Genomic DNA, 24,529 nt, shown 5'->3' with positions numbered 1-24,529 from the left:
TTTTTGTTGTAATAGCATATTTTATTTGAAATATCAAGACTTATGCTTGATAAAGCTAGAAAACTTACCCTTTTCCAGCAAGAATATCTGATACTTTATACAATCCAGGGGAATATGTCCGACCAAATAGTTTTTTCGTCAAGGTATTAAACGTATAATGGTCATCTAAAATCAAGACTTCGTCATACGTTTTTAAGAGTGCAATAAAGTCATCGTCTGTTAAATTGGAATTATCTCTAGTATCGATATTTTTATTGCTGAGGTAATAACTTGTTGTGCTGTCGCTGTATGATGCCATTAAATCTAAAAATTTTTGGTCAACCGACACAAAATTTTCTCTGGCATCAACATTGACATCCCACAGATAATAACGACTAGCATATTGGGCAAAATAATTATCTACATTCTTCTTATCTGCTGTTACAACCAAAATTCTATCCGTTGACGAATTACTCTGACTTCCAGTAAACTGACGAATTTCTTTTGCGACCTCGTTTGTTTCCTGATTGTTATTGTAAACAATGCCATTATTTTCTGACAAGAACATTCCAATGGCATAAACTGTCAAAACAAGGCTCGCGTATTGGTACAAGCGTTTATTAAATAAGCTCTTGTAAGACCTAGCATTACGTTTACTAATGATTTTTTCATACAGGCCCTTGTCCATTACCCATGCTAAAGCCATGGTCAAACAACCAAAAGCAAAGATAACGATGCTCGAAGCATAGCGCTCAAATCCTGCTAATTCTAACGCTTCATCAGTCGGCATTGCTGTCAGATACATGAGTAAAATGCCAATATAGTAAGTCACAATCGAAATATCAACAAATCCCCAAGTCAACAAGACAAATTTCTTATATTTCAAACGAATGCCAATCACAATAAAGGCAATCAGCATAATCAGATTGATTATCAAAATTCCATTGCTTGCCAAACTGTCAAACGTAAACACCGATTTGACAAAAAGAGTGATAATTTTTTGTGGGACGCCTGACAGATTTCCAGTCAATACCTGACCAAGTTCTGACATGGACACCGCATGCTTGGCACTTGAGGCATTTGGGAAATTATCCGTCACATGCTTTTGCCAAATAACAAAAGGAAGACAGCTGACTAGCAAGGTCATTATGAGCAGCACTAGTGCTTTTAAACGTGCTCTTTTACGAACAAGTAAACGCACAATACAAACCACATAAACTACTAAAACGAGAGCGACAAAGAAAAATCCACTTACTTTGACGATACTTAATAATCCAAGAATTACCGCCGTATTTAGCGACAAAAACCAGAAACGATTACGATAGACAAAACAACCTGCTATGGCTGCCAAGGCCAAGGCCGGAAGCAGAAAATCAACCAGCAAATTATTTAATCGAATAGCAACGTTGAACGTATTAAAAACAGCAAACGAAGCAAAAATCATGCTAACCATTAAGACACGTCGATCATCACGAAGTGCCGCAAACATGGCATAAAGACTGGAAGCAATCAAGAAGAATTGCCCGACCAACATACTACCTTCTGAAAAGCCTACGATAGTCGTGAAAAAATAAATGAAAAGTGAACTTCCAACAGGATAGGTATAATAACTAATAATCGTATCCTGCTGTGTTGGCAAAGCATTATTGATATGGAAAAATTTTACAATCGTTGCCCAATGCGTAAAATTATCATAATGTAAAAGCGGCGAATGCCAGAGCGTTATTCCAAACAAAAGCAAATAAGCCATCATTCCAAGCGCAATATAATCAAGTCTCCTAAAGCGATATTTCTTTTTCCATACCGCCCAAAGATAATAAAGACTCAAAAGACAGCCCAAAATAGAAATGGCATACACGGTCTGCAACATAAAGCCTAACAAACTACCAAGGTACAATACCAATGTAATGACTGAGAATGTAAACACCCATGTCAGACGGCGATTCATCTTCACAGTATTACGGAAAAAGGCATTGTACCCCATGGTAATCACAAAGAACAACAGTAATCTAGCAATACTAATCATACTCTCCCTCTCCATTCATTTGCTAAGGCTTTAAAAGCAGGTAAGCTATTCAAATCCGCTAAATTGGTGACTCGATAAAGCGATTCGTCTCTATCAGTATCATAGGACACAAAAGTCAACTGAATTGGCAAATCTTTGTAGGTAAATGCGACATTCGGTTCTTTTTTAGGATTTGTCAATTCTCCAGAAAATGTCATGTAATAATAATCTGTCTTTCTAAGCTGGCATTTTTTTCCAGCAACCTGAACCTCTTCATTGACACGAACTTTCGGAAAAGCTACTTGGTCATAGGCTGAAACAGGACGTTCATTATTTTGGAAACGTTGACTAAAGTTCTCAAATAAATCATCCCATGTTGTCATCCAAGGGTCTTTTTTCTTCGGAAGATTGTGATTAATGCGGTCATAAATGTACTGATAAAATTCGCGCTTATCAGCTTCAGGAACTTCTGAAAATTGAACGCCGTAGCGCCAACCATTATCAATCGCAAAAACACGAACAACATGACCTTTTACCCTCGCATGGTAATCACGTGATTGCAAATTAAGCGTCAGTTCTTTTTCTTTCGGCAAATACAATGGTAAATCCGTATAGAATGAAATCCCCGTTTCTGAAATATCACAGACTCTCACTTGGTAAGAATCATCATCAACCTCAATAACCATAGCTTCATCAACAGTAAAACGCTCACTTGAGCGATAAATCGGACGACCAAGCGCACAGAAAATCGCAAAGGTCAAATTGATGATATGATAAATCAACCAAAAACTGATAATACTTCCATAAAAAAGCTCTGAACCAAATTTTCCATAGTTAAAAGTTACCAAACCATAAACGGCTAATACCCATAAAACAAGATAAGGAATCGCATAAAGGTACAACGTCCACGACGTATAATTTCCCTTACGTGTCACCTTAAATTTTGTATTGCTAATGCCAAAGGACTCCAACATCATGGGAATAAACAAATACGGAGCAAAAATCGTTTCCACAATTTCTCCCCAAACCTGTGTTTGGTATTTTTTTGAGACTTCTCGCATTGACAAGCGTGTCAAGGCGAAACTTGGCAACCAGAATAGGAACAGTAGCCAGATATTTGACACCACCACACGCACATGGAAAACCGTATATAAAATCGGTGCCAAGATATACAATAACCGTCTAAAGAAAGACCACCAATAAAGATAGCCATTAATATAAACAATTCTTTGCCCCATTGTCAATTTGGGATTAAAGAAGATATTCATATTGTAGCTACTGCGAATAACGCCACGTCCCCAGCGCACGCGCTGTTTGATGACACTCTTCAAATCTGTTGGCGTTAACCCGCTAGCCATTGGACTTTTCGTCGAATAATTTACATAACCAGCCGCATTTATCCGAACACCTAGCTCGAAATCCTCCGTAATGGTATCTGTCGGAAAACCACCAACATCTTCAATCGCCTTGCGGAAAATAAGCGTATTAGACCCCGTATAAAGCGCTGCACCGTGCGAATTATTGAAAACATTAATTTCTTTGGAAAAGAAATCTTGTTCGTTTGGTAAGGTTGATTCTGAAAACAAGTTAAATTGGAAAATATCAGCATTGTAAAAACTTTGTGGCGTTTGAATCAAACCAACTTTTGACTTATCATAATCGTCACCATTTTCATAAGCCTCAACTTGTTCAACAAAATAAGGCACAGCTTCCAACAGGAATTCACGATAAGGAATCATATCCGCATCAAATGTCGCCACCAAAGGTGATGACGTCTGACGTAAAGCATTATTGTAGTTTCCTGATTTGGCATCTTTATTATCCGCCAAACCAAAATAACCAATACCAAGCTCATCAGCCAATTTGGCAACTTCTAGACGATTGGTATCATCACAGACGTAGATATGCACCTTAGACTTATCAGGATATTCCATAAAAGTGCAGGCATTAATCGTCTTATAAAGCAACTCTGGATCCTCATTATGCGTTGCAATCAAAACATCCACATCTGGGTAACGCTCCTTAGCAATCTCAGGCTTTTCAAGCTCAAAGTCCTTTTGCTTATTCCAAATGAGAATGTAGCCTGTAATGGCTGAAACTACCTCACTTCCCCACAATAAAATCCCAAAGATCAGCGCAAACCATGAATCATGCCACGGAATAGTCGCCACCAAACGCCAAGTTAAATAAAAGGCAGTCGTTACAAATGCAACGAAATAGAGTATCCTCTTACTAGTCTTCATTCTCACCTCCACTAAAAATCAAATGTTTTTGCACAAAATAACTGGCAATGAAAAGTGCACCATCAACTAAAATCTTCACCAATGAAATTGGTAGCGTCGTCAAGGCATTTCCTAGAACTGTTACCAATAAACTTGACAAAACAATCTGTACTACCACCAAAGTGAAGTATTTTATCGCACTATTTGATTGACCTTGTTTAAAGACCACCTTATGATTCAAGGTGAAATTAACAACAGATGATATCACACGCGCTAAAATCGAAGCTAACGTCACCGCACTAAAACTCAATCCATTAAACAAAGAAATTAAAATCGTAAAAGCAACAATATCAACCAAGAAGGAAAACAATGATGAAAAAATGTACTTGAAGAAAACCTTGTAAATTCTAATCGAGTCACGAATCGCATCAAAATGCGACGACTGATTTTCATCCAAATAAATCGTTGCAATGCCAACTTCACGAATCAGAATATTGTCCTCTTTTGCCTCAAGTAACATATTCATCTCAAAATCATACCGTTCACCCTCCACGGTTAAGAGTTTTGGCAACCATGACATAGGAATCACACGAAGTCCCGTTTGCGTATCAGAAACGTTCACACCTGTCATAGCCCCCAAGACGTCTCTTGTCAATAAATTTCCAAATTTACTACGTAAAGGAACAGATTTTTCAAATGTTCTAACACCCAGCACCAAACTATCAGGATGTTGCAAAAATTCAGCCAAACATTTCATCATGTCTTCGTAGGTGTGTTGACCATCAGAATCAATCGTCACAATTCCTTTGGCATTAGGAAAATTGTCCAAAATATATGAAATAGCCGTTTTTAAAGCACGACCTTTTCCTTTATTATCAGCATGTCTTTGCAAATGACAAGCATAGTTACTCTGCGCTATTGCAAATAACGGTGCAAAATCAGCTCCACTACCGTCATCGACTAAAATAATGTCAAACATTTGATTTTCCTTATCCCGAATATTTTTCAAAAGTTCCAACAAACGGTCATCAGGTTCGTAGGCAGGAATGACAATAACAACATCTTGAAACATCATCGACGTTCTCCTTTTTGACTTTTATTTTCGTACATTTTCTTATCAGCTATTGCAAAAAAATCAACGAAGTTTTTATGTGATTGATAAGAGTTCGTATAAGCACCTAAAGATGCTGTAATCCCCATATCTTTGAGAGTCATTTCTGCTTGAACAAGTTTTATTAAAAATTCAGCTTGATTTTCAGAAACTCCAGGGAGTAAAACCGCAAATTCATCTCCACCTAACCTTGCTATTACAGCACTTTCAGGCATTATCTTCGTTAAAATATCACCAAATTCAATTAGAATCTTATCTCCCGTAGCATGTCCAAAGGTATCATTTGCTTTCTTGAATTTATCCAAATCAGATATAATAACCGTAATTTGTTCTTCTTTACGTGTCAGACATTCCTCAAAAGCAAGCTCAATATATCGTCGATTATGAACCCGTGTTAAAACATCTTCGTATGCCATCCTCTGTATTTCAAGTTCATGAAGTCTCTGCTCTGTAACATCAAGAACAAAACAAGAAACACCAATCACTTTTTGGCGATTGTTATAAATGGGAGAATACATATTTTGCCAGTAAAGCGTTTTGTCGCCTGTCTTAATAGTATCCATAAATATAAATGTTTCACCCTTTTTCGCACGATCAACATTTGCTTTTAAACGCGCAGCATCTTCACTATTAAGATAATTCATTGGAAAGTCACCAATTTTGGGAGTGAAATAAAAGATTTCTTCCATGAGCCGAATATCATTCTTATTAACCGCAATAAAACGATAATCTAAGTCTACAGCATAGACGTTAATAAGTTTCGAACTCTGTAAGATAAAGTGGGATAGCATATGCTGTCCTCGATTAAGGTAAGATGCTAGGGTCCAAAGAACTAGTATTCCTATATAGATTGCTAAAACGATGGGATTATCACGGTCAATCAAAACATCATCATACACTAAGCGCATTAATAACATTAACGCAGTAAAAATACTTAAGTACGTTAACAATCTTTGATACTTGATTAAAAAATCACTTACTTTTCCTAATACCATTACAGCCTCACCATTCTAAGTAGTTTTAATACCTTCAGCATCCAAACTGTCTGTAACAAAACGTCCTGTAATAGTATTAATGGTTTCTTGATGTTTTTTCAACTCAAGAATTAACGGCGCCATCTTAATTGCCTCTGGTCTTGTCCCAAAGACAACCATAATATTTAATTTTCCCATAAGATCCCCCTATGACCTATACGAAATCAATATAATATTGACAAATAAGACTCTACATTATCACTTTATTATCCCCAATAAAAAGGAAAATGAGTTATCCTTTCTCTAAAAGCATTAAAGGGAATGCCCTCGCTATTGGTCTTGTTTTGCAAATGATGTAAAGTAGATAAAGAAAAAGGTCTCAATAAAAAGACTATCATTACGTATAAAATTCAAGAAGTAAGACAAGAAAACTAAGTCATATCATCCAAGGATATCAATGGTTTTGAGCTATTTAGTCTTCTCCCTCGAATTTAAAAATACACTATTTAAAAAATAAAAAAACTGCAGGAGAAAAAACGCTTTGCTAATAAAAGTGTTTTTGAATCCAGCAGTATTGCTAATTTACATATATTTCATAAAAACTTCTCCCCATTTTAAAGAGCGTCCCCTTTACTTACGCTCTACCCCTATCTTACAAATCAAAATATCGGTATGATAACCCTATCCCAATACCATATAGTACCAAGCACCAACACGTAATCGTATAAAACTCTCCCCAAAAGAGTTGAAAGATTACAATCAAGTTGGCTTCAAGTTACTACTACCAATATTCCCTATTCATATAGACGCTATAATTATAACATGTTATTTTTATTTTTCAACCTTTTTTCAATTTTTTATAATTTTAATGTATGTGACAACTATTATAATGAAGTCGTTTGAATTAAACACTCCTACTTAACAAATACTAATCAAATGATATTTATCTATATTTTAATAAATAATAATTAAACACCCTTTGGCTTTTAAATGGATTTGCATAAAAAAAATCAGAATTCCTATTAAAATTCTGATTCAGAATGAAGACAAACATCGTTTTTGATGTTTGTCTTTTTTTATATTCACACTTAATTCTCCCATAATCCAATAATATTGAGGTATTTGAATAAAATAACAGGTCTTCCCTACCATCATTTTTACCAATTTTTTGATATTTAGACATGCCAAAGTAAGCCCAACCTTATCTTCCATTTTGGACTTTCCTTTTTCTCTGGTATAACGCAAGTTATGATATTCTTTAGCTGTTCCGAATAAACGTTCTATCGTTTCTTTCCGGTGTTGGTACCGTTCCTTCATCCCACTTTGATGACGGATATCTTCACAGATTTCTAAGGCATCTTTCCAAATATGACGCACTACAACTTTTTGGTGCTGGCGACTTTCAGTACAAATCGCTAACTAGGAGTACCTCATCAAATACCTTTTCTTTTATTATACTCCTTCGAAGCAAGAAAAGTCCCCAGAAGTATAACTTCTGAGGACTTTGTCTTCAATCTGAAAGAGGTATTTTTAGAGGTATTTTTATACCTCTTTTTGTTCACTCTTCAATTATGCTGTTACTGTCCATTTACTGTCCTATATTGTGTAAAATATATAAAAGTTGTTAAGTTTACTAGTAGTTAAATACCTTAAAATCAGTATTTATGATGATAACAAGCCTAAAAAATTCTTGGAACAAGTTTTGCATGTTCATCATAATATTTTCTAGATTCCTTTCATACCAAGTGTTTAGCCCCTGTTTGTTAAAATTTGATGCCTTATTTTGCCTAATAGAAGAGGCAGTCAAAACCATTAATCAATCTTCAATGGTTGTTTAATTTAATTTATCAAAGTAGGTTTAATTAGAAACGCTAATCCTACAGAGTACTTTTGGGTTTATTGGCCTGAATGACAAAGTGGAAAAAATATGCGATTTAATGGGCCTATTTCCTTGGGATTTATGACGGCTAACTTTTGAAAACACCTCGTTTTTATGCTACTATGAAAGTTATGAACAGACAGTTACAAGGCTTGACTCAGATGGAGGTCAAGCGGCGGATAGATGCCGGAAAAACAAATCATTTTAAAGCAAAAACTGGCTCCAGTAATTGGGAGATTTTTAGGCGTAATGTCTTTAACTCCTTTAATATGCTCAATTTTGCGATTTTTGTGGCCTTGATTGCTGTGCAGGCCTGGTCCAATCTCTTTTTCTTCGGGATTATTGTGCTTAATGCTTTTACGGGAATGATGACGGAATTGCGTGCCCGTCGCATGATTGATAAGCTCAATCTCATGAATAAGGATCAAATCCGTGTGGTGCGTGATGGTGAGGTAACTTGTATTGATCCTCAGGATATTGTCTTGGATGATATCATGCTCTTGTCTGCGGGTGAGCAGGTGCCTAGTGATGCCGTGGTTGTTGATGGAATGGCTGAGCTAAACGAGGCTATGTTAACTGGTGAGAGTGATCTCATTCTCAAAAAAGATGGGAAGGAGCTGCTATCAGGTTCTTATCTTGTAAGTGGTCAGGTTTATGCTAAGGTTATTAACGTAGCCGAGGATAATTATGCCAATAAGCTCATGCTTGAGGCCAAGACGCACAAGCCAATCGTCTCTCGTATCCTCTATAACATGGATAAGATTGCCAAGTTTACGGGCAAGATTGTGATACCGTTTGGGCTTGCGCTCTTTTTCGAGGCTTACATGATTAAGCAACTCTCTCTTCAAGAGTCGGTAGTTACCAGTTCGACAGCCCTTCTGGGAATGTTGCCTAAGGGAATTGCCCTTTTGACCATAACCTCTCTGTTGACGGCCGTTATTAAGCTTGGAATGAAACATATCCTGGTGCAGGAGATGTACTCTGTCGAAACCTTGGCGCGTGTGGATGTGCTTTGCCTGGATAAGACAGGGACTATTACGCAAGGAAAGATGACCGTTAAGGGTTTGAAACTACTGTCGGAGCGTTTCACTAAAGAGGATTTGGAGCGCTTGCTTGCGGCTTACATGCAGCATAGCAAGGATAACAACTCAACGGCCCAGGCGATTCGAAATGCCTATGAACGTCTGGAGCATCACTATCAGGTAGGGGATGTTATCCCATTTTCAAGTGATCGTAAATGGGGTGCTATGAGCATTGACGGGGTCGGAACTCTCTTTTTAGGTGCACCTGAGATGCTACTTAAGGAAAACCCTCAAGCAGTAGAACAGGCGCAGGCTCGTGGTTCTCGTGTTTTGATTTTGGCATGGAGTCAGTCAGCGGTTGATACAGAGACTATGAGTTTGCCGAATGATGTTGAAGCCTTGACCTTGCTTGAAATTGCCGATCCAATTCGTGAAGATGCGGCTGATACATTAGAATACTTGCGTTCGCAGGATGTTACCCTTAAGATTATCTCTGGAGACAATCCAGTAACGGTTTCTCATATTGCCCATCAGGCTGGCTTTGTTGATTATCAAAGTTATATTGACTGTTCTAAGGTCAGCGATGAGGAGTTGGAGGCTTTGGCTGAAGATACTGCAATCTTTGGTCGCGTATCTCCACATCAGAAGAAGTTGTTAATCCAAACGCTCAATGCTAATGGACATACCACAGCCATGACTGGTGATGGTGTCAATGATATCTTGGCACTGCGTGAAGCGGATTGTTCAATTGTGATGGCAGAGGGAGATCCTGCAACACGTCAGATTGCCAACTTGGTCCTTATGGATTCTGAGTTTAAGGACATTCCTGAAATTCTGTTTGAGGGACGCCGTGTGGTTAATAATATTGCCCACATTGCACCTATTTTCCTCATCAAAACGGTCTATTCCTTCCTTTTGGGGCTTATCTGTATTGCCAGTATTGTTTTTGGAAAGGCAGAGTACCTCTTGGTCTTCCCATTCATTCAGGTTCAGATGACTTTGGCCGGTCAGTTTATTGAGGGTCTTCCACCATTTGTTTTGACCTTCGAGCGTAATATTCGACCTGTTGAGAAACATTTCCTCAGACGTTCGCTCCAGTTGTCTATTCCTAATGCCTTGATGCTGGTTATCAGTGTTCTCATATTCCATCTGTCTCAGGTCTATCTTGGCATGAGCAATACGGACATGCTGACGCTATCGTATTACATGATGGGATCAACGGGTGTTCTTGCTGTTATTCGTGCTTGTATCCCCTTGAATAAGGGGCGTGTGGCCTTGATTATTTACTCAGTCTTTGGCTTCTTGATTAGTTCTTACTATCTAAGTGATGTGATTGAAATTACAACGCTTAATGCGATTACTTTGCCGATTTACTTGGTGGCAATGGCAATATGTACACCGCTTTTCTTCTGGATTAGCTACAAACAAGGTGCCTTTCAAAAAGCATAAGTCAAAACTCGAGCTTGGTAACAGGCTTGAGTTTTTTTGATACCTCAACAATAGGAAAGACCTTGATGTGTATGAGATGTGGTACAATAGAGACATGAAAACAGTAGGGCACTTGACGCCAAAAGTCATTAAAGCTTTTGATTTGAACTACAAGCCTGGTGAAGAAATCACGCTGTCTGCACAACGTAAGAAGCATATGGAAAAACATCGCCAGGAATTCAGTGATTTTGATGCCACCTATGAGCGTATTCCAGAGATTATTGCTCATCCGGACTATATCGGTCGCCATCCTAATGGTCAGTCCTTGGAATATATCAAACGTATTGATGGTAATGTTCTGGTAGCGGTCAGATTATGTGATAAACTTAATGTCCGTACCATGTTTGTGATTAAAGATTCTAAGCTGAAAAATTATCTAAATGCTGGTAGAGCTAAGAAAATGTGATATAATATAAGTAAGAAATAACAACGAGGGCGGAAGAGGCAGCCGCCGCACCTTCGGGTCTGAAAGAGATGCAGGACTGTCACCCTGCCGTTGTTTATCAAACCGAGAAGTCCCTTTGGGGGCTTTTTTGCGTAGCAAAGGTATCAATTCTTACAAAAATACAAAAAGTGTATTGACAAAAATAAAAAAAACTGTATATAATAACTTTAAAAGTAAGCGCTTACTTAATGTAACAGTTGATTTATGAAGGTTTAGAAATGTTATGCATAGTTTATGTCATTTTATTTCCTTCATCGCAATTACTTTAAGGAGAATACTTATGAGAAAAAATATGAAATCGTTAATGGTTTTGGCTCTTGCTGTGACTTCTTTTGGGACTTTGTCTGGAGTTGCTGCAGCTACGCAGTATCCAGGTGGTGGTGTTTGGACTTACGGGGCTTCTAACGGTGGTGCTTTTTCGAATTACTATCATGGTTCGAAATATCATAGTTCAACTGTAGTTAGTCGTTGGACCTCTAAATCTAGTAAGGCCTATGCTTATGCCGGTCAGACTTCGTATGCTTTTATTAAAACGTCTTTTGGCGAGCAGGCTGCCTTTTACTATAACTATAATTAATTAAGTAACGGTGACTAGGTTGAATGTAATATGTCAACCTAGTTTTTGTTTCCTTGTAATGGTTCCATTTTCGACCGTAAACTTTATTTCAATACAAAGATATATAATTGTTCCGTTTAGGAGGTTTGTATGAAACGTGTTTTTATATTCATCTCGACTATCCTGTTTTCTTGCTACTTAGTCACAATGATTGTTCAACAAAATCAGCAAATATCTTTTTCGAGTTATAATGCTGTAGATGTGACTGGTCAGGCTTTGACTGATCATAAGGTATCTAATCGCAAGGAAGTAACAGATGCTTTAACTAATTTAGCTAATGAGCATAATAGCTTAATTGCTAGACGGATTGTTCAACCAAATGAAAAGGGTGAAATAGATTTTCGTTATCAGTTTTACGGACACGTTTCTCCACCTTCTAATTTAAAAAGGGCTTCTCAGGAGAGTGCTGAAGGCAGTGATATAGTTAGTAACTATCTAATTGTCTCAGGTGATTTAAAGGGAGCAGAACTTATCTCGACATTCAGTCAGCTTGGCTATAATGCGGTTGATTTTTCTTCTTATTCAATACTGTCTTTACTTTTAACAATATTATTGAATGAGGTTTCACTTATTAGTTTCGCATTATTTCTGTTGACCTTTGCTTCACTAGTGTTGATTTACCGAATAAAGGATTTAAGGGATGCGGGAATCAAGCTTGTTTCGGGGCAAAGCATGATGAAAGTAATGTTATCATCATTTATCGTTGATTCTAGGCAGTTATTGGTTGCATATTGTTTATCTATTCTTATTGGGGGAGTAGGTTTGTGGCATTTTCGGATTTTGCAATCTTTGCCTATATTACTTTATTTTACAGGAGTAACTTTATATTTTTTTGCGCTATGTTTTATTTCTCTTGGGTTAAGTTTAATATATCTACTAGGGTTAAAAGCAACTTCTTTAGTTGAAGTTATGAGAGGGCGCCTCCCCTTAAGAAGACTTCTAGGAGTGATGTTCTTAGGACAATTCGTTGCAATTGTAGTTGTTGGTATTACTGTAGGTACGTTGTTGAACAGTTATCAAGATTTTGTGCAATTAAATAGTGCTAAAGAAGAGTGGTCTATAAATAGAAATTACTACCAGCTATCTTATAGTTATAGCTCTGCCTTTACACAAGGTAAGGAAGAAGAAAAGCAGAATAAGTCTTGGTATGACTTCGCAAATCGTACTCTAAAGGACGATAAAGGGCTATTTGTAAAAACAAATTTACGTCAGTTCTTAGTATCAAATATAGCTAATGGGGTTAAAATAACAGACTATGTGCCTAATGGGAATACCATTTATGTTTCACCTAATTACTTGGAAAAGCAAAATGTTGGTGTCTCCGATGAATTTTTAGCACAAATGAAAAAACTTAAGCGTGGCGAATTTGGATTAATAATTCCAGAGAAGTTGAAGAATAGTAGGAAAGAGTTAGAGAGTATATATTCAGAATATATGTCAGGTTTCTCAAGTCGTAGTCTAAATCCTCATAGTCATCACTTATTTAAGGTATCGGTCTTTACCGAATTCGTAAAAGATAAGAAAAAGCGTTTTTTGTACAATACAGATAGTGACATACCTATGCAATTCCTTAATGATCCTATTATTGTTGTGACTACCCCTGAAGCAATGGGAGATACACCAAGTAGTCAGTTATTTTGGGGAACAGAAGTAGGTTCGGGACTACACATGACAGGCTATAAGGATAGCATTGATTTACTTAAACAAGGTGGTGTTTATCAGTGGGTTTCTTATTTGACTAATAATCGTAATAGCTACTATAAGATTCTTTCAGAGAGTCGTAGTCGCCTTGCTTTTCTATTAATTGGTGTTTTATTAGGTTTATTGACCTCTATACTTTTATTTGACAGTATGAACCTTCTTTACTTTGAGCAATTTAGAAAAGAAATCTTTATCAAGCGATTATCTGGTATGAGGTTTGAAGAAGTGCATTTTAACTATCTTTTTTCACAAATCTGTGTTTTAGGTGTTGCACTTGTATTTTTGATTTTCTTGACTCATCATTTGATTATGAGTTTACTTATAGTTTCCTTGTTTATTATCAACATGTTTACCATTTTATACAAACAGACGCTTACTGAGAGTAGAACTTCAGTCAGTGTTTTGAAAGGAAAGTAATATGATTGCAATTAAGAAACTAAGCAAATATTTTGGTAAGCGAGTTATTTTTGATGATTTAAATTTATCTTTTGATAAAGGAAAGATATATGCGCTTATCGGAGAAAGTGGCTCTGGGAAAACAACTCTTTTAAATATTCTGGCAAAACTAGAGACTTATGATAGTGGTTCTGTCACTTATGATGGTACAGACTTGAAAGAGATTAAATCTCAAGTCTATTATCGTGATTATTTGGGTTATTTGTTTCAAAACTTTGGGCTTATTGAAAATGATAGTATAAGTTACAACCTGGATTTGGGGTTGGTAGGAAAGAAACTCAGAAAGAATGATATTCAAGAATGCAAAGAAAAAGTGATGAAAGATGTTCATCTGGAACATTTAAATCTTAATCAAAAAATATACGAATTATCTGGCGGAGAAGCACAGCGTGTTGCTCTGGCTAAACTTTTTTTGAAAAATCCTCCTATCATACTAGCTGATGAGCCAACAGCTTCTTTGGATCCTGATAATGCTCAAGAAATTATGGACTTAATTCGATCACTAAAAAATCCAAATCGTATCATTATTATTGCTACCCATAATCCAGGTATTTGGGAACAAGCAGATCAAGTAATTCGATTAAATAAGATTCGATATAACAACTCTAACGACGATATTAGTTAGTTTTGATACCGAGAACCTAGTTTAAGAGGTATTTTGACTTATTCTCATAAGATATCCTGAGGAGATGCAAATACCATATAATGTAAGAAATAAAGTCAGTTGGGTCGTTGAAATTGTCAAAATTAACAGAAAATTCTTGACATCTCTCTAAAAAGGAGTACAATAGTTGGTAAATCAGAAAGTAACTGGTCTTAGATTTTCAGGGAGCCTGCGGTGATTGTGAGTAGGTAATCGAGATGAGCGAACATTGGGCTGATTGGATGATAATGAGAAGGTAATACATATTCTCCTCGGTTGGCACCCCTTACCGTGCAACTCCTTGTTAGAGGAGATAGAGATGATGGTCGTTTTTTGGAGACCATTAACTGAGGTGGTACCGTGTTAAACTAGATTTAATGCCCTCACAGAGTTTTTCTCTGTGAGGTTTTTTGTTTACTTTTATCTTTAAAGAAGTGTTATGTCATTATTCAATGAAAGGTTGGGTATTTATGGATGCATTAAGCGATATTCGAATTGATATTGATAATATTGATAGACAGTTGCTTCGACTACTGGCCCAACGTCAAATACTTGTGGAAAAGGCAGGACGGCTTAAGCCCAAGGGAGACAAGGTTGCTGTCCAGGCTAGTGATCGTGTTGCTCAAGTGATAGCAAACCGTCGTAAGGAGGCACTAGAGCTTGGCTTATCGCCAGATGTGGCTGAAAGTGTTTGGAGAAGCATGATTAAAGCATTTATTGCTTTGGAAGAGAAAGTGAACAAAGAATAATATGGTGCCGATACATCCTATAAAGGAGCCTTGTATCAGTCTTATTACTCTCGATAAACCAGTTTGAAAGGAAATATTATGAGAAAAATTTTACCAGCCGATACCTTAACACCAATCTTGGCTTATATGCGTGTTCAGGGGGAACACAAGGTTATCCTTGAATCTATTCCTCGTGAGAAGGAAAATGCACGTTTTTCTATTGTTGCCTACAATCCGGTCTTTGAAGTAACCTTCAAGGATGGTGTTCTTTATGAAAATGGTAAGGCGATTGATCAAGATCCTTTCGAATACTTGGACCAAGTAACAGTCAAGGGCATCAAGTCTGACCTACCTTTCGCAGGTGGTGCTATCGGGTTTGCAGGCTATGACATGATTGGTCTCTATGAAAATATTGGTGAGATTCCTGAAGATACGATTGGGACACCTGATATGCATTTCTTCATCTATGAGTCTTATTTGATTTTTGACCACAAGAAGGAAAAGGTTTATGTGGTTGAGGACAATATCTACTCTGATCGTGACAACGATGCGGTGCGTCAAGCTCTTGGTCAGGTGGTAACCAACCTCCAGACTCAGGCGCCAAACGAGTTTACGCCTCAAGCCTTGCAAGCCTTGCAATTTTCAAATCATATCGAAAAAGAAGTCTTCATGGATATGGTGACTAAGGCCAAGAAACTCATTCGTGAGGGAGATATGTTCCAATGTGTGCTTAGCCAACGCTTTTCAGCGGACTTTGAGGGAGATCCTTTAGATTACTACCGTAACTTGCGTGTGACCAACCCATCAAACTATCTTTATTTCTACGATTTTGGAGATTATCAGGTGATTGGTGCGAGCCCAGAGAGTTTGGTTTCAGTGAAGAATGGAGAGGTGGTAACCAATCCGATTGCTGGAACTCGCCCTCGTGGTGCCAATGAGGCGGAAGACGCGGCTTTGGCAGATGAACTCTCACATGATGTCAAAGAAACTGCGGAACACCGTATGTTGGTTGACTTGGGACGTAATGATATTGGTAAGATTGCTAAAAATGGTACGGTCAAGGTGACCAAGTATATGGAGGTTGAGTATTTCCGCTATGTGATGCACCTTACCAGTGTGGTTAAGGGACAACTCTTGCCTGAATTGACAGCATTGGATGCGCTAAAATCAACCCTACCAGCTGGAACCGTATCAGGAGCACCTAAGATTCGTGCCATGCGTCGTATCTATGAGCTTGAGCAGGAAAAACGTGGTATTTATGCGGGAGCTATTGGTTATCTGTCTGCGACAGGAGATATGGACTTTGCCATTGCCATCCGTACCATGATTCTCAAAAATCAAAAAGCCTATGTTCAAGCAGGTGCAGGTGTTGTTTACGACAGTGTTCCTGAAAATGAATTTTACGAAACGATTAACAAGGCGAAAGCTATGACAAGAATAGGAGATGACCAATGATTTTATTAGTTGATAACTATGATTCTTTTACCTATAATTTGGCACAATACCTAGGGACATTTACAGAGGTAAAGGTTTTGCGTAACGATGATGACAAGCTCTATGAAGAGGCAGAAAATGCTGACGGGCTAGTCTTTTCACCAGGTCCAGGTTGGCCAGCTGATGCGGGTAAAATGGAAGCCTTGATCAAGGATTTCGCTGGTAAAAAACCGATGATGGGAATTTGCTTGGGGCACCAGGCTATTGCGGAAACTTTTGGTGGTAAACTTGGCTTGGCTAAGAATGTCATGCATGGCAAACAAAGCAATATTACTTTTGAAACGCCATCGCCAATTTTCAAGGATATTGACAATGATGTCCCAATCATGCGTTACCATTCCATTGTTGTTGACCGAATGCCAGAGGGTTTCGATGTGACAGCTATCACAACGGATGACCAGGAAATCATGGCCATTCAACATAAGGAGCTACCAATTTATGGTTTGCAATATCACCCAGAAAGCATCGGTAGTCCAGATGGGCTCAAGATGGTTGAAAATTTTGTAAAAATCGTTGCAGGCTAGTTGGACAATCTTTGGACTAGATTTGTCTACGCTCAAAACCTCTCCTCGTGCATCAGAAAACATTGAACCGTTTTTAAAAGGAAAACAGATATGAAAGAAATATTCCTACAAATCTCAAACCGACAAGACTTGTCTCAAGACCAAGTCCAAGCAGTCTTTGACCGCATTCTCAAAAATGAAGTCTCAGAAAGCCAAATCGCTGCCTTCCTTATGGGGCTCAAAACTAAGGGAGAAACAGCAGATGAAATTACAGGTATCGTGCGTGCCCTCAAATCACATGCGACGGTCTTGCCTGAGACCTTCACAGATGCTATGTGTAACTGTGGAACTGGTGGGGACCAGTCTTATAGCTTCAACATTTCGACAACTGTTTGCTTTGTCCTAGCAGCAGGTGGTATTCGTATGGCCAAGGCTGGGAACCGTTCGATTTCATCTAAATCTGGTTCGGCAGACGTGCTTGAAGCCCTTGGAATCAACGTTGCGGCATCACCAGAAACCCTATCTAAAGCACTTGATGAGGTTGGTTTGGCCTTTATCTTTGCCCAAACCATGCATCCTGCTATGCGCTTTATCGGTCCGGCTCGCCAAGCTCTTGGGATTCCAACGATTATGAACTTGGTCGGACCACTGGCTAATCCGCTTGACCTTGAGACGCAACTCATGGGGCTTTATCGTGTGGAATTGCAAGAGATTGTTGCTAATGCTATCCAACAGTTGGGACGTAAACGTGCGGTTATTATCACAGGTCCTGACAATATGGACGAAGCTGCTCTCTATGGCACTAACACCTACACCCTTTTGGAAGATGGTCACATCAGCCAGCACACCTTCACTTATGAAGATTTGGGTATGGAAAAGGTTGAGTTGTCAGATATCACAGGTGGCGATGCCAAGGAAAATGCAGAGATTCTCCTTAGTGTCTTGAAAAACGAAGCCAGCCCTTATCTTGAAACAACAGTGCTTAATGCAGGTCTTGGTTTCTTTGCTAATGGTAAGGTTGCGACTATTAAAGAAGGTGTTGAGCTTGCTCGTCAATTGATTGCGGACGGCTCAGCCTTAGCTAAACTTCGTCAACTCCAAGAGGTACAAGTATGAGTAAAACCTTTCTTCCGACAATCTTAGAACAAAAAGAAAAAGAAGTGGCTCAGTTGGTCATGGAAGACTTGCAGCCCTTGCGCCAGACCTATCGTCTTTATGAGTTTCTAAAGTCAAATCAAAACAAGCTGCAAATTATTTCTGAAGTGAAAAAAGCCAGTCCAAGTATGGGTGATATTAACCTAGATGTGGATATTGTGGCTCAGGCTAAGACCTATGAGGAAAATGGGGCAGCCATGATTTCTGTTTTGACGGACGAGGTTTTCTTCAAGGGGGATATTTCCTACTTGAAAGAAATTTCGTCACAGGTGGCTATTCCAACCTTGGCTAAGGACTTTATTATTGATGAAAAACAGATTGTGCGTAGTCGTAATGCGGGTGCGACAGTCATTCTCTTGATTGTAGCGGCCCTGCCAGAAGCTCGTCTCAAGGAGCTCTATGATTTTACGACTAGCCTTGGCTTGGAAGTCTTGGTTGAAACACATAATCTGCCAGAATTAGAAGTGGCTCATCGTATTGGTGCTGAAATCATCGGCGTTAATAACCGTAATTTGGTCACTTTTGAGACAGATATCAATACCAGTCTTGAAATGTCAGCTCATTTCAAGGATAAACCAGTTTATATTTCTGAATCGGCTATTTTCACAGGTCAGGATGCTGCCTTAGTTGCCCCATATTTTAATGGGATTCTGGTAGGAACTGCCCTTATGACGGCTGACAATGTGGCTGAGAAGGTCAAGGAGTTGCAAATTGACAAAGGTTAAAATTTGTGGACTATCAACACCAGAAGCAGTGGCGACTGCGGTTGAAGCAGGAGCTGACTACATCGGCTTTGTCTTTGCCAAAAGCAAGCGTCAAGTGAGCCTTGAACAAGCTCACGAGCTGGCTAAAGGGGTGACAGGTCAGACAAAAATCGTCGGTGTCTTTGTTTCACCAAGTCTTGAGGAATTGGAAGAAGCGATTGGTCAGGTTCCCTTAGATATCGTTCAGATTCATGGAACTTTTGATGAAACTCTGATTCCAAAGATTTCGGTGCCAGTGATTCGAGCTATTCAGATTTCAGATAGTGATTCTCAAGTCAAGAGCCAAGCGGATTATCTTCTTTTTGATGCTCCCATTGCTGGCAGTGGTCAGACCTTTGACTGGCAACTCTTGGCGGACAAGCAGATTGAGCAGGACTACTTTATCGCTGGTGGCTTGACCATGGACAATGTGGCAGAGGCCAAGGAAACCTTCCATCCCTATGCCTTAGATGTGTCCTCGGGTGTCGAGACAGATGGTCACAAAGATTTAGACAAGATTAAAGCATTTATAGAAAGAGTGAAAGCATGACATATCAACAACCTGATGCAAAAGGATTTTACGGAAAATTCGGTGGTCAGTTCGTTCCAGAAACGCTGATGACGGCCGTTATTGAATTGGACAAGGCTTATCGTGAAGCCAAGGAAGACCCAAGTTTCCAAGCAGAATTGGATGATCTCCTCAAAAACTATGTGGGCCGTGAGACGCCTCTTTACCATGCCAAACGTTTGACTGATCATATTGGTGGGGCACAAATTTATCTTAAACGTGAGGACCTTAACCACACAGGTGCTCACAAGATTAACAATGCCCTTGGTCAAGTCTTGCTTGCCAAACGTATGGGCAAGAAGAAAATCATCGCCGAAACTGGTGCAGGTCAACACGGTGTTGCAACAGCAACAGCCGCAGCCCTTTTCGACATGGACTGTACAATCTATATGGGTGAGGAAGATGTTAAACGTCAGGCGCTTAATGTTTTCCGTATGGAATTGCTTGGTGCCAAGGTATTTAGCGTCACAGATGGTTCGCGCGTGCTTAAGGACGCTGTCAATGCCGCCCTTCGTGCTTGGGTAGCTGGTATTGATGATACTCACTACATCATGGGGTCTGCCCTTGGTCCTGCACCATTCCCAGAAATTGTCCGTGACTTCCAATCTGTCATCGGTCGTGAAGCCAAACGTCAATACGCAGAGATTTCTGGTGGTAAACTGCCTGATGCTGTCATGGCATGTATCGGTGGTGGTTCAAATGCTATCGGTATGTTCTACCCATTTGTCAATGACGAGTCAGTAGCTATGTATGGTGCTGAGGCTTCTGGCTTGGGGCTTGATACCGATAAACACGCCGCAACCTTTGCCAAAGGTCGTCCAGGTATTCTACACGGAGCGCTTATGGATGTCCTTCAAGATGCTCATGGTCAAATCATGGAAGCTTTCTCTATCTCAGCTGGTCTGGACTATCCAGGGGTTGGTCCTGAGCACTGTTATTTCAACGAAATTGGACGTGCGACTTACGATTCTATCACAGATGAAGAAGCGCTAGAAGGATTCAAACTTCTATCACGTTTGGAAGGTATTATCCCAGCCCTTGAGTCTAGCCATGCCATTGCGCTTGCACAAAAAGTGGCAGCTAAGATGTCGCCAGACCAAAGTCTCCTTGTCTGCCTTTCAGGTCGTGGGGACAAGGACGTGATACAAGTCAAAGAACGTTTTGAAGCTGAAGCAGAAGGGAAATAAACCATGACAAAAACACTAACAAAACACCTACAAGCTATCAAAGACAGTAAACACGGCATTTTTGTACCTTATATCATGGCTGGTGACCACGCTAAAGGCCTAGACGGACTCTTTGAGACTATTGCTCTCTTGGAAAATAGTGGTGTCTCAGCTATTGAGGTCGGTATTCCATGGTCTGACCCAGTGGCTGACGGCCCCGTTATTGAACTAGCAGGACAACGTAGTTTAGCTAAAGGTGTGACCTTAACGGCTATCATCAAGAAGCTTCAAGAACAAAAAACACAGGTGCCTTTGGTGATCATGACCTACATCAACCCAGTTTATCAATATGGTATTGAAGCCTTTGTTAAGGATCTGGCAGATACATCTGTTAAGGGACTTATTATTCCTGACTTGCCAAATGAACATGCTGACTTTATCACTCCTTATTTGAAAGACAGTGATATTGCTCTCGTGCCTCTGGTGAGCTTGACTACAGGAATTGAGCGTCAGAAACAGTTGATTGATGGTGCAGAAGGCTTTATCTACGCCGTTGCTATCAATGGTGTTACAGGTAAGACTGGTAATTACCGTGATGACCTCGATAAACACTTGTCGAACTTGACTGCCCATGCAGACATTCCAGTTCTCACAGGTTTCGGTGTGTCAACAGAGGAAGACATCAAACGCTTTAACGCTGTATCAGACGGTGTTATCGTAGGATCAAAAATCGTCCGTGATCTTCACGATGGTAAGGAAGAAGACGTCACTGAATTTGTTAAGTTCGGTTCACATTTCGAAAAATAGAAGATGATACTCTCCAGAAATGGGGAGTTTTTTTCATCAAAAAAACTACAAATGTAAATAAAACTCTTGACATATCCCCACGGCGACGTTAAAATAAATCTACGAATGTAAACGAATAACAAATTCAGAAAGGAACTATCATGCTGACAATTTCATCTGCGGAATGGGAAGTCATGCGAGTGCTCTGGGCTAAGGGGCAGGCGACTTCTTCAGAGATTATAGCGATTCTATCTAAGAAGCTAGACTGGTCGGCTTCGACAGTTAAGACCTTGCTTGGACGTTTAGCGGACAAGGGTTATCTAACCAGTCAGCGTCAAGGACGAGGGTTTATCTATCAAGCTAGCTTGGGGGAAGATGAGGCGAATTTTCAGGCTTTAGAAGCTGTTTTTGACAAGATTTGTTTGACCAAACATAGCGATTTGTTGGGTCAACTCATGGCAAAGACGCCGATGACCCAAGCCGATGTGGATAAGTTACAGGCCTTGCTTGCAGCAAAAGAACCTGTGGATCAGGTGGTTTGTGACTGTGTGCCTGGCCAATGTGCTTGTGGGCATCATATGGAGGTGATATAGGAAATGGCAAAAGAAACCTTTGTGGTTAATGGGATGACCTGTGCATCCTGTGTAGCCAATGTTGAAAATGCTGTTAATAAGTTGGATGGTGTGGACAAGGCTGTGGTTAATCTAACCACTGAAAAAATGTCTGTGGATTACGCTGGGGATAAGGTTAGTACAGAAGCTATTGAAAAGGCTGTGGCTGACGCTGGCTATGAGGCTGAAGTCTACAATCCAGACACAGCCAAAAGCCAGGAAGAACGTGAAGAAGACAAGATTCACAAGGTGCGTGAGCGACTTATTTGGTCGTCGGTCTTCACCATTCCTCTCTTTTATCTAGCTATGGGGCCAATGGTCGGTCTACCTGTGCCAAACTTCTTGTCTCCTCACCATGCAGCCTTGACTTATGCCTTGGTGCTGCTAGTTTTGACAGTTCCAGTCATGTGGTTGGGTCGTTCCTTCTATAGTAATGGTTTTCGTACTTTGGCCAAGGGTCATCCTAATATGGATGCCTTGGTAGCCTTGGCAACATCGGCAGCCTTTCTTTATAGTCTCTATGGTACTTACCATATTTCATTGGGGCATGCCCATCACGCCCACCAACTTTATTTTGAGTCAGTGGCTGTTATTTTGACCTTGATTACTCTAGGAAAATACTTTGAAACCCTGTCTAAAGGTCGAACTTCAGAAGCTATCAAGAAACTCATGCACTTGTCAGCCAAGGAGGCAACCGTCCTTCGGGATGGTAAGGAAGTCAAGCTTCCTGTGGATGAGGTTGTTCTTGGTGACCATATTGTGGTCAAACCTGGGGAAAAGATAGCCGTGGATGGCCAGGTAATTTCTGGTAGCTCTGCGATTGATGAGAGCATGCTAACAGGTGAGTCCCTTCCTATTGAAAAAACTGCGGGTAAGCCAGTGTTTGCAGGTTCTATTAATGGTCAAGGTAGCTTGATTTATGAGGCTGAAAAGATTGGTAAGGACACCTTGCTTTCCCAAATCATTAAATTGGTTGAGGATGCCCAACAAACCAAGGCACCGATTGCCAAAATTGCCGATCAAGTGTCAGCGGTCTTTGTTCCTGTTGTCATGGCTATCGCACTTGTTTCAGGTCTCTTTTGGTACTTTGTCATGGGACAAACCTTTACCTTCGCTATGACAGTAGCAGTTAGTGTCTTGGTTATTGCTTGTCCATGTGCTTTGGGTCTTGCGACACCGACAGCTATCATGGTTGGTACAGGCCTTGGTGCCGAACACGGTATTCTCTATAAACGTGGGGATGTGCTTGAACTAGCTCACAAGGCTGATGTCCTCGTTTTTGACAAGACAGGAACTATTACTCAGGGTAAACCTCAGTTGGTTTCTAGCTATACCTATGACAATAGTGGAGCAGCCTTACAGCTTTTGGCATCCTTGGAAGCTAAGTCTGAACACCCCTTAGGTCAAGCTATCCTTGTGGCAGCAGAAAATGCTAACTTGGACTTGTTAGAGATGGATAACTTTTCAAGTTTGACTGGACGAGGTCTTACTGCCAGCTATGCAGGCAAGACTTATCTAGCTGGGAATCAAACCCTTATGGCTGAGGAAAAAGTCGACTTGACTTCAGCACAAGTTGATTTCCAACGCTTGACGGCTGATGGTCAAACCCCTATTTTCCTAGCTGAAGATGGTAAGTTAATCGGACTCTTTGGTGTAGCCGATCAGGTTAAAGAAGACAGTGCAGATATGGTGGCAGCTCTTCATCAAATGGGCAAGGAAGTCATCATGTTGACTGGGGATAATGACCAAACAGCTCAAGCTATCGCTCAAAAGGTTGGCATCAAACGTGTTATTAGTCAAGTGCTTCCGCAAGAGAAATCTAGGGTGATTAGCGACCTTCAGGCAGAAGGAAAATCAGTCATCATGGTTGGTGATGGTATCAATGATGCCCCAGCCCTTGCGACTGCCGATATCGGTATTGCCATGGGATCAGGGACAGATATTGCTATGGAAAGTGCCGATATGGTCCTTATGAAACCCAACCTCATGGATGTCGTTAAGGCTCTGAAAATTAGTCAGGCGACGATCACAACGATAAAAGAGAACCTCTTTTGGGCCTTTATCTACAATATCTTGTCTATCCCAGTAGCCATGGGAGTCCTCCACCTCTTTGGAGGTCCCCTTCTTGACCCAATGATAGCAGGACTTGCCATGAGCTTCAGCTCTGTCTCAGTCGTCCTCAATGCCCTCCGGCTCAAACGTCGCAAAGTCTAAGTGTCGATTGCTAATGCCCC

General features: G+C 39.9%; 20 protein-coding genes and 1 pseudogene. 15 read left to right on the top strand and 6 right to left on the bottom strand.

What is annotated here, in order from left to right; genetic code table 11:
• Positions 1-64: 64 nt before the first annotated feature.
• From HMPREF0848_RS06160 to HMPREF0848_RS06140, 6 genes and pseudogenes are all read right to left on the bottom strand, one after another.
• Positions 65-2,005 (bottom strand): hypothetical protein, encoded by a 1,941-nt coding sequence (locus tag HMPREF0848_RS06160; RefSeq protein WP_008535360.1) that lies wholly within the window; start codon positions 2,003-2,005, stop codon positions 65-67.
• Positions 2,002-4,227 carry a glycosyltransferase family 2 protein gene (locus HMPREF0848_RS06155; protein ID WP_008535359.1) on the bottom strand — a complete coding sequence of 742 codons (2,226 nt, stop codon included), beginning with the start codon at positions 4,225-4,227 and terminating at the stop codon, positions 2,002-2,004. Before HMPREF0848_RS06155 ends, HMPREF0848_RS06160 begins: the two co-directional genes overlap by 4 nt.
• Entirely contained in the window at positions 4,217-5,281 is a 1,065-nt protein-coding gene (locus tag HMPREF0848_RS06150) for a bifunctional glycosyltransferase family 2/GtrA family protein (RefSeq protein WP_037609035.1), read from the bottom strand. Before HMPREF0848_RS06150 ends, HMPREF0848_RS06155 begins: the two co-directional genes overlap by 11 nt.
• Entirely contained in the window at positions 5,278-6,312 is a 1,035-nt protein-coding gene (locus HMPREF0848_RS06145; RefSeq protein ID WP_037609034.1) for a sensor domain-containing diguanylate cyclase, read from the bottom strand. The genes HMPREF0848_RS06150 and HMPREF0848_RS06145 overlap by 4 nt, the downstream gene beginning before the upstream one ends.
• A 15-nt stretch (positions 6,313-6,327) precedes the next feature.
• Positions 6,328-6,489, bottom strand: a complete 162-nt coding sequence (locus tag HMPREF0848_RS10675; protein WP_008535356.1) for a UDP-N-acetyl glucosamine 2-epimerase — start codon at positions 6,487-6,489, stop codon at positions 6,328-6,330.
• An 824-nt stretch (positions 6,490-7,313) separates the two neighbouring features.
• Positions 7,314-7,710, bottom strand: a pseudogene (locus tag HMPREF0848_RS06140) (transposase); the annotation flags it as partial.
• Positions 7,711-8,292: 582 nt separating this feature from the next.
• Here HMPREF0848_RS06140 and HMPREF0848_RS06130 point away from each other — a divergent pair.
• From HMPREF0848_RS06130 to HMPREF0848_RS06060, 15 genes are all read left to right on the top strand, one after another.
• On the top strand, positions 8,293-10,641 hold the full coding sequence (locus HMPREF0848_RS06130; protein WP_037609173.1) for an HAD-IC family P-type ATPase: 2,349 nt from the start codon (positions 8,293-8,295) through the stop codon (positions 10,639-10,641).
• 94 nt (positions 10,642-10,735) lie between these two features.
• On the top strand, positions 10,736-11,086 hold the full coding sequence (locus HMPREF0848_RS06125) for a PBECR2 nuclease fold domain-containing protein (protein WP_004183234.1): 351 nt from the start codon (positions 10,736-10,738) through the stop codon (positions 11,084-11,086).
• Positions 11,087-11,405: 319 nt separating this feature from the next.
• A complete protein-coding gene (locus HMPREF0848_RS06120) occupies positions 11,406-11,702 on the top strand; it encodes a lactococcin 972 family bacteriocin (RefSeq protein ID WP_004183233.1) in 297 nt (98 codons plus the stop codon).
• Between the two features lie 129 nt (positions 11,703-11,831).
• Positions 11,832-13,859, top strand: coding sequence for a DUF1430 domain-containing protein (locus tag HMPREF0848_RS06115; protein ID WP_008535350.1), 2,028 nt, complete (start codon positions 11,832-11,834; stop codon positions 13,857-13,859).
• Between the two features lies 1 nt (position 13,860).
• Positions 13,861-14,523 carry an ABC transporter ATP-binding protein gene (locus tag HMPREF0848_RS06110; RefSeq protein ID WP_004183229.1) on the top strand — a complete coding sequence of 221 codons (663 nt, stop codon included), beginning with the start codon at positions 13,861-13,863 and terminating at the stop codon, positions 14,521-14,523.
• A 488-nt stretch (positions 14,524-15,011) separates the two neighbouring features.
• Positions 15,012-15,290 carry a chorismate mutase gene (locus tag HMPREF0848_RS06105; protein WP_004183228.1) on the top strand — a complete coding sequence of 93 codons (279 nt, stop codon included), beginning with the start codon at positions 15,012-15,014 and terminating at the stop codon, positions 15,288-15,290.
• A gap of 78 nt (positions 15,291-15,368) precedes the next feature.
• Positions 15,369-16,724, top strand: a complete 1,356-nt coding sequence (trpE, locus tag HMPREF0848_RS06100) for an anthranilate synthase component I (protein WP_037609029.1) — start codon at positions 15,369-15,371, stop codon at positions 16,722-16,724.
• On the top strand, positions 16,721-17,287 hold the full coding sequence (locus tag HMPREF0848_RS06095; protein WP_008535346.1) for an aminodeoxychorismate/anthranilate synthase component II: 567 nt from the start codon (positions 16,721-16,723) through the stop codon (positions 17,285-17,287). Before trpE ends, HMPREF0848_RS06095 begins: the two co-directional genes overlap by 4 nt.
• A gap of 90 nt (positions 17,288-17,377) precedes the next feature.
• Positions 17,378-18,382 carry an anthranilate phosphoribosyltransferase gene (trpD, locus tag HMPREF0848_RS06090; RefSeq protein WP_008535345.1) on the top strand — a complete coding sequence of 335 codons (1,005 nt, stop codon included), beginning with the start codon at positions 17,378-17,380 and terminating at the stop codon, positions 18,380-18,382.
• Positions 18,379-19,146 (top strand): indole-3-glycerol phosphate synthase TrpC, encoded by a 768-nt coding sequence (gene trpC, locus HMPREF0848_RS06085; RefSeq protein WP_008535343.1) that lies wholly within the window; start codon positions 18,379-18,381, stop codon positions 19,144-19,146. Before trpD ends, trpC begins: the two co-directional genes overlap by 4 nt.
• A complete protein-coding gene (locus HMPREF0848_RS06080) occupies positions 19,133-19,714 on the top strand; it encodes a phosphoribosylanthranilate isomerase (protein ID WP_037609027.1) in 582 nt (193 codons plus the stop codon). The genes trpC and HMPREF0848_RS06080 overlap by 14 nt, the downstream gene beginning before the upstream one ends.
• Positions 19,711-20,919: a tryptophan synthase subunit beta gene (trpB, locus tag HMPREF0848_RS06075; RefSeq protein WP_008535340.1), complete on the top strand. Its 1,209-nt coding sequence runs from the start codon at positions 19,711-19,713 to the stop codon at positions 20,917-20,919. Before HMPREF0848_RS06080 ends, trpB begins: the two co-directional genes overlap by 4 nt.
• A gap of 3 nt (positions 20,920-20,922) precedes the next feature.
• Positions 20,923-21,705 carry a tryptophan synthase subunit alpha gene (gene trpA / locus HMPREF0848_RS06070; RefSeq protein WP_008535338.1) on the top strand — a complete coding sequence of 261 codons (783 nt, stop codon included), beginning with the start codon at positions 20,923-20,925 and terminating at the stop codon, positions 21,703-21,705.
• Positions 21,706-21,845: 140 nt separating this feature from the next.
• Entirely contained in the window at positions 21,846-22,277 is a 432-nt protein-coding gene (locus HMPREF0848_RS06065; RefSeq protein WP_008535337.1) for a CopY/TcrY family copper transport repressor, read from the top strand.
• Positions 22,278-22,280: 3 nt separating this feature from the next.
• Complete coding sequence (locus HMPREF0848_RS06060; protein WP_008535336.1) at positions 22,281-24,509, top strand: heavy metal translocating P-type ATPase; 2,229 nt, start codon at positions 22,281-22,283, stop codon at positions 24,507-24,509.
• Positions 24,510-24,529 lie beyond the last annotated feature (20 nt).

Source organism: Streptococcus sp. C150 (genome assembly GCF_000187445.1).
Taxonomy (GTDB): Bacteria; Bacillota; Bacilli; order Lactobacillales; family Streptococcaceae; genus Streptococcus; species Streptococcus raffinosi.
This window is presented reverse-complemented; position numbering and strand designations above follow the sequence as displayed.

Excerpts from the sequence above, each read along its gene's own strand:
- HMPREF0848_RS06125 (WP_004183234.1), top strand. The coding sequence starts at position 10,736 with ATGAAAACAGTAGGGCACTTGACGCCAAAAGTCATTAAAGCTTTTGAT.
- HMPREF0848_RS06060 (WP_008535336.1), top strand. The coding sequence starts at position 22,281 with ATGGCAAAAGAAACCTTTGTGGTTAATGGGATGACCTGTGCATCCTGT.
- HMPREF0848_RS06150 (WP_037609035.1), bottom strand. The coding sequence starts at position 5,281 with ATGATGTTTCAAGATGTTGTTATTGTCATTCCTGCCTACGAACCTGAT.
- HMPREF0848_RS06120 (WP_004183233.1), top strand. The coding sequence starts at position 11,406 with ATGAGAAAAAATATGAAATCGTTAATGGTTTTGGCTCTTGCTGTGACT.
- trpA (WP_008535338.1), top strand. The coding sequence starts at position 20,923 with ATGACAAAAACACTAACAAAACACCTACAAGCTATCAAAGACAGTAAA.
- HMPREF0848_RS06110 (WP_004183229.1), top strand. The coding sequence starts at position 13,861 with ATGATTGCAATTAAGAAACTAAGCAAATATTTTGGTAAGCGAGTTATT.
- trpB (WP_008535340.1), top strand. The coding sequence starts at position 19,711 with ATGACATATCAACAACCTGATGCAAAAGGATTTTACGGAAAATTCGGT.
- HMPREF0848_RS06160 (WP_008535360.1), bottom strand. The coding sequence starts at position 2,005 with ATGATTAGTATTGCTAGATTACTGTTGTTCTTTGTGATTACCATGGGG.
- HMPREF0848_RS06155 (WP_008535359.1), bottom strand. The coding sequence starts at position 4,227 with ATGAAGACTAGTAAGAGGATACTCTATTTCGTTGCATTTGTAACGACT.
- trpD (WP_008535345.1), top strand. The coding sequence starts at position 17,378 with ATGAAAGAAATATTCCTACAAATCTCAAACCGACAAGACTTGTCTCAA.
- HMPREF0848_RS06095 (WP_008535346.1), top strand. The coding sequence starts at position 16,721 with ATGATTTTATTAGTTGATAACTATGATTCTTTTACCTATAATTTGGCA.
- HMPREF0848_RS06145 (WP_037609034.1), bottom strand. The coding sequence starts at position 6,312 with ATGGTATTAGGAAAAGTAAGTGATTTTTTAATCAAGTATCAAAGATTG.
- HMPREF0848_RS06065 (WP_008535337.1), top strand. The coding sequence starts at position 21,846 with ATGCTGACAATTTCATCTGCGGAATGGGAAGTCATGCGAGTGCTCTGG.
- HMPREF0848_RS10675 (WP_008535356.1), bottom strand. The coding sequence starts at position 6,489 with ATGGGAAAATTAAATATTATGGTTGTCTTTGGGACAAGACCAGAGGCA.
- trpE (WP_037609029.1), top strand. The coding sequence starts at position 15,369 with ATGAGAAAAATTTTACCAGCCGATACCTTAACACCAATCTTGGCTTAT.
- HMPREF0848_RS06130 (WP_037609173.1), top strand. The coding sequence starts at position 8,293 with ATGAAAGTTATGAACAGACAGTTACAAGGCTTGACTCAGATGGAGGTC.
- HMPREF0848_RS06115 (WP_008535350.1), top strand. The coding sequence starts at position 11,832 with ATGAAACGTGTTTTTATATTCATCTCGACTATCCTGTTTTCTTGCTAC.
- trpC (WP_008535343.1), top strand. The coding sequence starts at position 18,379 with ATGAGTAAAACCTTTCTTCCGACAATCTTAGAACAAAAAGAAAAAGAA.
- HMPREF0848_RS06105 (WP_004183228.1), top strand. The coding sequence starts at position 15,012 with ATGGATGCATTAAGCGATATTCGAATTGATATTGATAATATTGATAGA.